General features: G+C 60.0%; 7 protein-coding genes. 2 read left to right on the plus strand and 5 right to left on the minus strand.

The window, feature by feature from the left end:
* Positions 1-129 precede the first annotated feature (129 nt).
* The 5 genes from SB772_RS09130 to SB772_RS09150 form a co-directional block, all read right to left on the minus strand.
* Positions 130-1068: an ABC transporter permease gene (locus SB772_RS09130; protein WP_410832930.1), complete on the minus strand. Its 939-nt coding sequence runs from the start codon at positions 1066-1068 to the stop codon at positions 130-132.
* A gap of 89 nt (positions 1069-1157) precedes the next feature.
* Positions 1158-3635: an ATP-binding cassette domain-containing protein gene (locus SB772_RS09135; protein ID WP_410832931.1), complete on the minus strand. Its 2478-nt coding sequence runs from the start codon at positions 3633-3635 to the stop codon at positions 1158-1160.
* Positions 3636-4231: 596 nt separating this feature from the next.
* Entirely contained in the window at positions 4232-5332 is a 1101-nt protein-coding gene (locus SB772_RS09140; protein ID WP_410832932.1) for a Gfo/Idh/MocA family protein, read from the minus strand.
* A gap of 33 nt (positions 5333-5365) precedes the next feature.
* Entirely contained in the window at positions 5366-6412 is a 1047-nt protein-coding gene (locus tag SB772_RS09145) for a homogentisate 1,2-dioxygenase (protein WP_410832933.1), read from the minus strand.
* 195 nt (positions 6413-6607) lie between these two features.
* Positions 6608-7147 (minus strand): MarR family winged helix-turn-helix transcriptional regulator, encoded by a 540-nt coding sequence (locus SB772_RS09150; protein ID WP_410832934.1) that lies wholly within the window; start codon positions 7145-7147, stop codon positions 6608-6610.
* A 318-nt stretch (positions 7148-7465) separates the two neighbouring features.
* On the opposite strand from SB772_RS09150, the gene SB772_RS09155 reads away from it, so the two are divergent.
* Together SB772_RS09155 and SB772_RS09160 are read left to right on the plus strand one after the other, a co-directional pair.
* Positions 7466-10423, plus strand: coding sequence for a molybdopterin-dependent oxidoreductase (locus tag SB772_RS09155; RefSeq protein ID WP_410832935.1), 2958 nt, complete (start codon positions 7466-7468; stop codon positions 10421-10423).
* A complete protein-coding gene (locus SB772_RS09160; protein ID WP_410832936.1) occupies positions 10393-11265 on the plus strand; it encodes a 4Fe-4S dicluster domain-containing protein in 873 nt (290 codons plus the stop codon). Before SB772_RS09155 ends, SB772_RS09160 begins: the two co-directional genes overlap by 31 nt.
* The last annotated feature ends 120 nt before the right edge of the window (positions 11266-11385 follow it).

The raw sequence follows: 11385 nt of genomic DNA on the forward strand, positions 1-11385 counted from the left end.
TGACTCGACCTCCGGCGCAAGGCCGGAAGCGAACAAAGCAAACCATAGCACTGCTAATTACAAACCGACAATTTTCAGATCTGGTCAATACGCGTGCGCCAGTGGCACGGCGGACGCGCCGCAAAACGACTACCCCCTTGACTTGCGAATTGTCCGCAGAACTTCCGGAAGATGACGTACCGTTGTCGCCAGAAGAATCGCGCAAGCCTGAACGAGGAGCTGAACGGCGGGGCCCGCGCCAAGCGCCAGCACGAGCTGACCGAGTTGCGCCATGAACAATGCGGCAACGGCACTCGCAACGACACTGCCTCTGCCGCCCGTGAACGGCGTGCCCCCGACCACCACGGCCGCGATCGCCGGCAGGAGATAGTCGTTACCGGAAGTCTGCGACGCGCTTCCGATGAATCCGGCGAGCAGCATGCCCGCCGCGCAAAAGCAGAAGGCGGAGGCGAGGTACGCCCCAATCCTGTACTTCAGCACGGCAACGCCTGCGGCTTCGGCCGCGCGCGGGTTCACCCCGACGGCGACGAACCTGCGCCCTACCGTGGTCTTGCGGGTAATGACCCACGCGCTCGTCACGAACGCGAGGGCGAACCAGACGTTGGCCGGAAGCCCGAGGAACTGGGCGTGAGAAATGGTTTGCATGACGGTCGGAACGTCCACCGGAACGTTACCGGTCAGCGAGCGCGCGCAGCCAATCAGCAACGCGTTGACGGCAAGCGTCGCCACCAGCGGCGTAATCGCGACCCTCGAGATGAGGGCACCGTTGATGATTCCGACGATTGCGCCAATGCAGACCGTAAAAATGACGGCGAGGACGATGGAATTGAACGCGAAGCCCGTTCTGGCCATCACAATGCCCGCGAGCGAAACCATACCGATTGCCGACATGTCCAGCCCGCGCTGCTGGATAACCAGCGTTTGGCCCGTCGCGACGATTGCAAGAATGCCGGCGAACGGAAGCATGGCCAGGATCGAACCTCGCGTCATCGTGCCCGGCGCGACGATGGAACTGCAGACGAAGAGCAGGATCAGCCCCACCCAGATCCATGAGAATTCATCAATCACGGGTAGCCGTGCGGACTTTGCTTTTGATTTCGACGTAGAGGGCTCAAGGAATTCCGACATAACTTCCGCCTGATTGTGCGTTGCGTTTCTCATTTCGCCACCACCATTTCTCTGCTCTTGGAATAGAGCGCGACTGACGTGAGGATCATCCCGCCCAGAAGATAGGACTGCCACGAGTCTCCGATATCGAGGAACGATGTGACGACGTTCACCTGAATGATGAGAAGCGCCCCCAGCAGTGACCCGACAAATGAGCCGCGCCCGCCAAACAGGCTCGCGCCGCCGATCACCACCGCTGCGACGCTTCCGAGCGTGTAGTTGATACCGGCGCTGGGGTCGCCAGTACCGACCTGCGCCATCATGGGCACGGCAGCGACGCCCGCAAGGAACGAGCACCCCATGTACGCGGCGAGCGACGTCAGTTGCGGGCGGGCACCGGACATGCGGGCCGCTTCGACGCGGGAGCCCACGCCGCGCAGCGTGAGACCGGCCCTCGACTTGAACAATGCGATTTCGAGCACGACGGCAAGCACGATTGCCACGATCGCGATAATGGGCATGACGCCAATCTGCGCACTGATCGTCTCCGCAATGGAATCCGCGATCAGGCCACCCGGAACCGGGCGCAGCAGCAGCGACACCGCCTGCAGCGCCATGTACGTTGCGAGTGTCGCCACCATCGGATGCAACCGGAACGGGCCGACCAGCATCCAGTTCACGAGTCCGACGGCAAGAGCGACGAGCAATACGATCCCCCATCCCGAGAGTTGATGGGCCAACGAGGCGCCATCATTCAGGAAGAACGACTGTATGACGACGATGAGCCCCATGAGCGGCCCAACCGAAAGATCGATCCCGCCCACCAGCATGAGCATCTGTTGCCCGTATGCGACGATGGCCAGTGTCGCCACGAGCGCCAGCATGCCGCTCAGGTTTCGCGCAGAAAGGTAGGCCGGATTGACGTGCGCCGCATACAGGCCGAGCGCACAGACCGCGACGGCAAGCATCACGAGCGGCGCCCAATCCCCCGCAGCCCACTTCCAGAGCCCGGAGGTCCCGGAAGCGCCCTTCTCCCGCTCAGTCGTTGCGGTCAGGACGGCAGACGTGATGTTGTTCTCGCTGACGGCGTTCCCGGCCAACTCCTTGACGACATGTCCGCGCGAGAAGATGAGCACGCGATCACAGAGTCCCGCCACCTCGTGCGCGTCCGACGAAACGACGATCACGGCGGCGCCGGCGGCTGCAGCATCGCGAAGCACCTTGTAGATCTCCATCCGCGCGCCAATGTCCACGCCTTGGGTCGGCTCGTCGACCAGCAGCACCTTGGGATGACTGGCCAGCACGCTCGCCAGCACAAGCTTCTGCTGATTACCGCCTGAGAGCGTACGAATGGGCGTGTCGATGGACGGCGTCTTGACAGCGAAACGCGTCACGGCGTCTCTCGCGCGCCTTGCTTCGCTGCGCTGGCTCACCCATCCCTTGATGGAATCGAATGGCAGACTGCGGATCGAAAAATTCTCGCGCACCGACAATTCGCCGAAAATGCCCTCGCGGTGACGGTCGCCCGGCAGATAACGGATGCCCGAACCGCCGGCCGACTGCGAGTTGTGAAGTTTCGCGGGAACGCCGGCCACCACGACGCTGCCGCGGCTTCGCGTTTGTCCCGCGAGAGCCCGCATGAACTCTCGCTGACCATTGCCATCGATCCCCGCAAGACCGACAATCTCGCCTTTCCTGATCCGAACCGATATGTCGGTAAAACCGGCACCACGCAGCTTTGTCACATCGAGAACGACGCTTGCGCCGCTGTTGTTGCCCTTGGCCGGGAAGTCGCGGTCGAGCGCGCCGCCCACGATCAGTTCGACGATTTCCTGTTCGCTGAGGCCCGCGGCCTCATAGGTGCCCTGGCCCTGACCGTCGCGAAGAACCGTCAGGCGATGCGCAATTCTTTGCACCTCGCGGATCCGGTGCGAAATATAAACGACCGAACAACCCGAAGCCGTTATCTTGCGAATACGTTCGAACAGACGGTCGACGTCTTCCGTCAACAGATGTTCGGTCGGTTCGTCGAGAACCAGAACCTTGGGCTTTGCAGCAAGCGCCTTGACGATTTCGACGATGAACCTCTGCTCGGGGCCCAGGCTCACCACGTGCTCGTTCGCGTCGATCGCAACATCGTCGCTCCATTGCGTGAGGAGCCCTCGTGCCCAGTGTGCAACCTCCATCAAGGACGGGCGCTGCTCGGCAGGCACGCCGAGATAGAGGTTTTCCGCTACGGTCAGGTCGGGCATAAGCGCCGGTTCCTGCCGTACGATAGCCAGCCCTAACCGGCGTGCCTCCTCCGTGTCGCCGCGCGTTTCCGTACCGTCGATCACGACGCGCCCCTGCTCCGGAACGAGGGCGCCGGACGCGACGGCCATCAGCGTGGACTTGCCTGCCCCATTCTCGCCGACGAGACCGTGTACCTCGCCCTCGACCACCGAGAACGTCACGTTGTCGAGCGCCCGGACTCCGGGGAAGATCTTGGTGACACCATCGACCTGCAGCAGCGTTTTCTGGTCATTCATGATTCGTCTCGAACAAGTATTGCGCAAATACTTCCATGGGCTTGTTGGCAGGAAGCGCGAAGGAGAGTCAGCATCATGCGGAGCGGCTTACATGTTTCACAACGCGCCTGTCGTTTGCATTGATCTGTTATACGAACTATTTACAAATGAATTTTCACCTGATTTCTTGTTCTTTTATCGATCTGCGCCCTGAGTTATTACGAAAAGTCTTTTTTCCGAAAGATGCGATTAATAGCCTCGACAGCGGAATGCAATAGCTCGAACATAAACAGAGGAATGCGGGCAGCGTAACCCTCGCGCACATCAATTCTAAATACAATGATTCCATGCACGATTGATTTATATCGAATGATGTGTTTTAGAACGACCAAAGTCAAGAACCCTAGGGAATCTCCCTAGCCATACCGCATGGCCCGCGGATGTCATAAGTGAGTGTGGTGCAATGCAAAGACAGACGACCCGTCAGCAGTGTTACTGGCGGGTTCGTCGAGCAGATCGGTGTGGTTGAGGATCGAAGTTGAGATGTGTTGTTGCCTCTGGCAACACGATAGTCGGCGATCGGCGTATCAATGGACCCGATCGCAGATCTCAACAGATCAGTCGATTCGTACCCGCTTGCGGGTCTGATCCGATCTCTCGATGGCATCAATCACCTTGTGAAGGGCCACGGCGTCATCGAAATCAGGGGCAGTGCTGGTCCTATGAATCAGGTCGTCGGCCATCTGACGATAGATGGCCGCCACATTGCGCGCAATGACCGCATCCATGAAGTCGGATTTCGCTGCCTCGACGTCGCGATACCCCTGCTCGCCCTTGCGGCCCGCCTCCACGCGCAATGGCGCGATATTAATGACGGGATAGTGGTCATGCGCAGCGGTAATGCGCAGATCGCCCAGCGTTCCGTTGATCTCCCATAACAGCTGCGTGCCACGCGGCAGGCCGCCGCGAAGCTCCAGCGACAACGGTGCGCCCGATTTCAGAACGGCATTAACCATCACATGATCGTGTGTTCGCATCGGGATCGTGTCGCCCGTCTCGACGATGCGCACGGTTTTGCGGCGTTGCGACACCACACCCTCCACCTCGTCGACGGGGCCGAGCACACTTTGCACGGCAGCAAGTGCATGCCCGCCGATGATCCTCAGCAAGGTTGCGCCGTTGGCCGCATCCATCGCGTACGAGTCACCGCGCGTGACTTCGTCGCCCCAGGTAGGACCGCAGCCAAGGTAGGTCGACGACAACACCTCGCCCACGTATCCGTCAGCCACGAGCTTGCGCACGAGTTCGACTTCGGGCGACGCGGTGGCCTGGGTGCCCACCACTGCCCGTGCGTGGCTCGCCCTGGCGAGGTCTGCGAGTTCGATCGCTTCTGCAAGGCCATTGCCGAGCGGCCACTCACAGTAGACATGCTTGCCCGCCGCCAAAGCCGCGGCGACCACCTCACGATGGTGCGGAACCTTGACCGTGACGGCCACGACGTCGATATCCGGGGAGGCCACGAGCTCTGCCACGTTCTCGAACGCGCGCGGAATGCCAAAGGCAGCAGCGGCCGCCTGTGCGCTCGCGAGACTCGTGTTTGCCACGCCGGCGGTCTCGAATACGTCGGACAACGCGCGCAACGCGGGAATATGCGCTGCGGTGCCCCAACCGCGCTGCGCGCTCACTCCCAAGATTCCTACTCGAAAACGTTTTTTCATTGCATCCTCGAAATACGCCTAGCGTCACGCCGGTCAATTGCCCACACTGGGGTGCGGCCGGTATTGGCCAGTCTCCATCAACTCCGAAGCGGCAAGGGCCTTCGGTGTCCAACGCAGCGTCGCGCGTGTTTCCAGCAACCAGGCCTGATAGCCCCCAGGAACGTCCTCGGACGGCCCGTGGTGGATGACCCCCTTTGGCACACAGGTCAGGGTGCCGGGTTCCGTACACCCGCCCCAGGCGCCGGGGCCCCGCACGTAGCAGATCACTTCGTCGAAATCGGCGTTGATGTGAACCGGCGGCCGCCCGCCGGGACGCGCGCTGAGGTTGAACATCAGAACGTCGCCCGTGCTCGACGACAGAAACTGGCTGGGCGGACCACCCTCAGGCAGGTACGCGTGAAGCTGGATATTGGCCAGATTCAGCTTCCACACCGGGACGGACTCCGACAAGCACACGCCGAGCGCAAGCGGATCATGCGGCATCATGAAAACCGTGTTCTCGGGGTCGAGGGTTTTCAGCACCAGCCGCGTTGGACCGCCGGCCGGCATGGCGGGGTCGATCTCGGCATATTTGAGATCCCGCGCAACGTTGAGCAGGCCACTTGGCGCGGGCGGCGCGAGTTTCAGGGCCGCAGGACTCTCGACAATGAGGCTTCGCATGGCATCGCCCGTCGGTTCATATCGATACGCGACGGATTTAGGAATGCAGACGAAGTCGCTTTCCGTCGCCGTGAGACAGCCCACGTCCGTTTCGAACCTGACCGTGCCGGATTGGATGAAATGAATCTCGTCCGCTTCGACATTGCGCACCACGTACGGCATGGGTGTGCGCCGCCCCGACACATGCAGTTTGACGCCGAGCCTGGAAGTCGCCACGGTGGTCGGAAGAGCCTCAGGGTCGTCGTGATCGTCAGGCGTCAAGCGCTCGAGGACGGCTCGCCGCGGTGCGTGCGACCCCTGCACGGAAAGATAATCAGGCGCATAGGTTGGCCGGGTCACAACTGACAGCGCGCCCTGGAATCCGTCACGGCTCCAGAGTTGCACCAGGGGGGGGCCTGCATCATGCGGTTTGCCACTCATTTGTCCACCTCCTTCGTTCTCTAACACCGCTTCCGCCGGCTCTTGCTACGCCTCGCGGACGTCGGCAAATAACGTCCATCGCATATCGCTTCGCGATGATCGCATAACGGATAGATTTATATAGAATGATGTGTCGTGGAGCAAATCAAGTCAAGTCACGAGCACCAGGGAATCTCCTAGGCGACCTGGTATTCGTCAGTCCAAGGCCGCATCGTCCTTGGACATCTGGATCAGATTCTGCTCAATCTGGTGCGCGACCTTCCAGAACACCCGCATGTCCCGCGCGGAAATTCCATCGAGCGAGGCCGAGTGTATGTCCGTGAACTCCGGCAAGATGTCGTCGACCAGCCGTCTACCCTCTTCCTTAAGACTGACGTAATATTTTCTTCGATCCTTAGGATCCCGGATCCTTTGCACCAGCCCACGCTTTTCCAGGTTGTCGAGCGCCGGCACCGCGGTCGTCGAGGCTATTCCCACTCGCTTGCTTAATTCAAGCTGATTCAACTCGCCGCGCTCGGCCAGTACGCGAAGGTAATACCAATACGAAATGGCAAGGTTTTCCTTGTCGAGAATTTTCTGGCCCTGTGCATCATAGAGCCGGTGCACCGTCCTGGCCATCCACGGCACAGTTCGGCCACGCTCATCAAATAGTTCGGGGGACAACTCCGCGGCTGCCTCGCCTGACGGTTCGCTATCCAAAGTTGCCTTGGCGACGCTGAGATTCGACTTGGACATTCCCTGATTCCTTTCCAGATGGGCCAACCGGGAAAATTTCCGGGCCACGGACAAACGGTAGTCAGGGCATACCCCACCATCGGAACCCTTGACTTTATTTATACCAAACAACATCATTCGATATAGGTTTATTTTTTAAGGTATCATTGCCTTACAAATGATCCGTTGTTCTAGGATCATACAACGTGATCGACCGCTGCGTCGCGCTGCTCCGTAAAATTCGCTCATCAAGGGCAATTCGGAACAACCTCGATCGGTGCCTGAACGGCAGTCGTTGCGTCCAATCAAAGCACAGTTCTGCTCAGGGATGACATTCTCATGCAGCGAAAAATCCTTGTACTTATCCTCTGGCTCATGCCGACCGTCCTGCGTATGGCGGCCCGCAAGTTTCCTGCCGTGCGCGCGCATCTCGCCACAGGAAGTGGAATCATCCAGCTACGGCTCAGAGACAACAGTCTCGCGAGGCAGCTCCATTTCAAAGACGGCAGCGTGTCCGGACGCTGGGGAGTGTGCGCCAGGCCCGACGCGGAACTCGTCTTCATGGACGTCGCGACCGCGCACAAGATGCTCGCGCCGAAAACGGATCATGCGTTCCTGATCGATGCGCTCAAGAACTTCAAGATCACGCAGGGCGGAAGCGACGAAAAGCTCGTGCGGTTCGGCCAACTCGTCAACACGATGAAGACGGCTGCGTGGCGCAAGGGCATGCCGATGAAAGACGGAACCACGCGTTTCGTCACCCTCACCAATGGCGGCCCCGTGTTCGTCTTCGTCAAGGACGGCAAAATTGTCCGCACCACGCCCATCGATCTCGAAGAGGAAGACGGGCCGAGCTGGAGTATCACCGCAAGAGGCCGCCGGCTTTCGCCGGCACGGCGTGCAACGGTCAGCCCGCACGCGCTCTCCCTCAAATCGCTCGTGTACTCCGACAAGCGCCTCCTCTACCCGATGAAGCGCGTCGACTTCGATCCCAATGGCGAACGCAATCCCCAGAATCGCGGGATCTCGGGCTATGAACGCATCAGTTGGGACGAAGCGCTCGATATCGTCGCCGGAGAAATCCGCCGCATGAAGAAGGATTACGGCCCCGGAGCCATCGGCATGGTCACGGGCGCGCACCACCAGTGGGGAAACATCAACTACTACCTGAGCGCGATGCTGCGCTTCGGCAACCTGATCGGCTTTACCCGTATCGAACCGAGTCCGATCAGTTGGGAAGGCTGGTACTGGGGGGCCATGCATCACTACGGCAACAGCCTGCGTCTGGGCACGCCGAGCTTTTACGGCACGACCGAAGATTGCCTTCAGCATGCCGAGGTCATCGTGTTCTGGTCGAGCGATCCCGAATCGACCAATGGTGTCTATGGCGGATTCGAAGGCACCGAGCGCCGGCTATGGGCCAAGCAGCTCGGCATTGAATTCGTGCATATCGATCCCTATCTGACGCATTCCGCTCAGTTTCTTGGCGGGAAATGGCTGCCGATCAAACCCGGCACCGACTCGGCGCTCGCGATCGCCATCATGTACGAATGGATGGTTAGCGGCAGCTACGATAAGGACTACGTGGCATCGAATTCGACCGGTTTTGATGAATGGAGCGCCTACGTCCTCGGTAAAGAGGACGGCGTACCGAAGACGCCGGAGTGGCAGGAAGCGGAAACCGGCGTGCCCGCCAAGGATGTGCGCAGTCTGGCGAAATTGTGGGCGTCAAAGAAGACTTATCTCGCGGCCGGCGGCCTGGGCGCAGGCTTTGGCGGCGCGTGCCGCACCGAGACGGGCGCTCAATGGGCGCGAAGCGTCGTCATGATGATGGCGATGCAGGGATGGGGAAAACCGGGGATCAACTTCGGCAACTTGCAGATCGGTGCGCCGCAGGATCTCAATTTTTACTTCCCCGGGTACGCCGAGGGCGGAATCTCAGGCGATCTGAACAACACGGCGAGCGCGGCCAACAACTACTGCCGCATGCCTCACATCATCACGATCAACCCGGTGAAGCAGGCCGTCCCCCGGCAACGGCTTGCCGAAGCCATCGTGGAAGGCAAATCGGAAGGCTACGCGTGGGACGGCTTCTCGGTCGAAGGACAATTTGCCCAATACTCGTATCCGAGGCCCGGCCATTCCCGCATTCACATGCTGTACCGCTACGGATCGTCTTCGTTTGGCACAACGCCGGGGTCGAACAGGCTCGTTGAAGCGTATCGTCACTCATCCCTGGAGTTCATCGTCAACCAGTCGATATGGATGGAGAACGAGGCCCAGTTCGCAGACGTCATTCTGCCTGCCTGCACCGCGCTCGAACGTGATGACATATCCGAATGGGCCAATTGCGGCGGCTACATCCAGCATGCGCAGAGCCAGCTCAATCACCGCATGGTGATCATGCAACACAAATGCATCGAGCCCCTCGGCGAATCGAAGTCGGACTATCAGATCTTTCTGGAGATCATGACCAGGCTTGGATACGGTGGCATGTTCTCGGAAGGCGGTTGCTCCGAGCTGGCGTGGTGCGAGCGGATGTTCAACTCGACGGACTTGCCGAAGCAAACCACCTGGAAGAAGTTCCTGCAAAAGGGCTATCACGTCGTCCCTCCTCCTTCGGACAACGAAAAGCAGCCCGTCGACATGCGCTGGTTCGCCGAAGGGCGGCCCAAGGATTTGCCGGAAGCGAACCCGCTTCCAGGCGTCTATTCGAAAGCGTTCGGCGAGGGACTTCCCACTCAATCGGGCAAGTTCGAGTTCGTGCCGTCGAGCCTGCGTCGCATCGAGCAGATCGATCCCGCAAGGCCGGCCGTCAACCGATACATCAACCGCTCCAGTGCGGTGAATCAACCGTTTCCACTGCAGCTCGTCACCAACCATCCGGTCTACAGCTTCCATACGCATGCGGACGGGAAGAACAGTCACGTCAGCACGATCGACGAACATCGGATGGAGATCGGCGGATATCGATATTGGGTTCTGCGAATGAGTAGCCGGGATGCGGAGACACGCGGCATACAGCGTGGCGATCTGGTACGTGTCTACAACGCGCAGGCGTCGGTCATCTGCGCCGTGGACGTTTCGCAGCTCGTCAAGGCGGGGGTGACGCGCGGCAACGAGTCGTGTGCGGAGCTCGACCTGATCGAGACTTCAGTGGGCCTGATCGATCGCGGAGGCTGTCTCAACCTCCTGACGCCAGGTGGAAAAATGAGTCCGACCGCGGACGGGATCATGCCTAATACTTGCTGGGTGGAGGTGGAAAAATGGGACTCGAATCTCGAGAAAGCAGCGTGAGCGGCTGGGCACTGGTCGTTGACGTTTCACTCTGCATCAATTGCAGAAACTGCGTCCTCGCGACCAAGGACGAGTACGCCGGCAATGCCTTTCCAGGTTATTCCGCACCCCAGCCGCCGGAAGGTCTCGAAACGATCCGGATCGAGCGTCACGTTCGCGGAGAGGGCTCGCTCGTCGACGTCACCTATATCCCGAAGACCTGTAATCACTGTGACAACGCACCCTGCGTCAAAGCGGCCCCGGACGGCGCGATCTACAAGCGCCCAGATGGTATTGTCGTGATCGACCCGGTCAAGTCGCATGGCCGGCGCGATCTGGTCGGCACATGTCCTTACGGCGTGATTGAATGGAATGAACAGGAACAGGTGCCGCAGAACTGGAACTTCGACGCTCACCTGCTCGACGCCGGCTGGAAAGAGCCACGCTGTGCGCAAGCCTGCCCCACCAAGGCGATCCGCGCGTTGAATGTCGCGGACGGCCAATTGGCGGAAATGGTCGAGAAAGAGCACCTGTCAGTCATTCGCCCCGAGTTCGGCACCAAGCCGCGCGTCTTCTACAAGAATCTGGACGATGCGCTCAGCCATTTGGTGGCAGGCAACGTCTGCGAAGACCTGGGTGGCGGTCAACTGCGCAATCTGGAGGATGCCGAAGTTGTCCTGCGTGACTCCTCTGATGGAAGCGAACGCACAACCAGGACTGACCATTTCGGCGACTTCCGATTCTCTGGGCTGATTGCGCCGTCCTCGCGTATCGAGTTGCGGGTGAGAAAGAACGGATCGGAAAAGGTCCTCGCTACAAGAGACCGCACTGGGAGCGTCAACCTCGGCACACTACTCTGTTGAAATCAGGTCTCTAATCCGCGAGGACCGTGTCGCCCTCGCCTATCTGTTGGGTCATTCCGAACTGAAAGGGGGCGCGGTCGACCCACGCGGACTACTATGCCGATCGGCCCGGTAGCTCGC

It is taken from the genome of Paraburkholderia sp. SIMBA_030 (genome assembly GCF_046535245.1).
Classification (GTDB): domain Bacteria; phylum Pseudomonadota; class Gammaproteobacteria; order Burkholderiales; family Burkholderiaceae; genus Paraburkholderia.

Excerpts from the sequence above, each read along its gene's own strand:
- SB772_RS09135 (WP_410832931.1), bottom strand. The coding sequence starts at position 3,635 with ATGAATGACCAGAAAACGCTGCTGCAGGTCGATGGTGTCACCAAGATC.
- SB772_RS09140 (WP_410832932.1), bottom strand. The coding sequence starts at position 5,332 with ATGAAAAAACGTTTTCGAGTAGGAATCTTGGGAGTGAGCGCGCAGCGC.
- SB772_RS09145 (WP_410832933.1), bottom strand. The coding sequence starts at position 6,412 with ATGAGTGGCAAACCGCATGATGCAGGCCCCCCCCTGGTGCAACTCTGG.
- SB772_RS09150 (WP_410832934.1), bottom strand. The coding sequence starts at position 7,147 with ATGTCCAAGTCGAATCTCAGCGTCGCCAAGGCAACTTTGGATAGCGAA.
- SB772_RS09155 (WP_410832935.1), top strand. The coding sequence starts at position 7,466 with ATGCAGCGAAAAATCCTTGTACTTATCCTCTGGCTCATGCCGACCGTC.
- SB772_RS09160 (WP_410832936.1), top strand. The coding sequence starts at position 10,393 with ATGGGACTCGAATCTCGAGAAAGCAGCGTGAGCGGCTGGGCACTGGTC.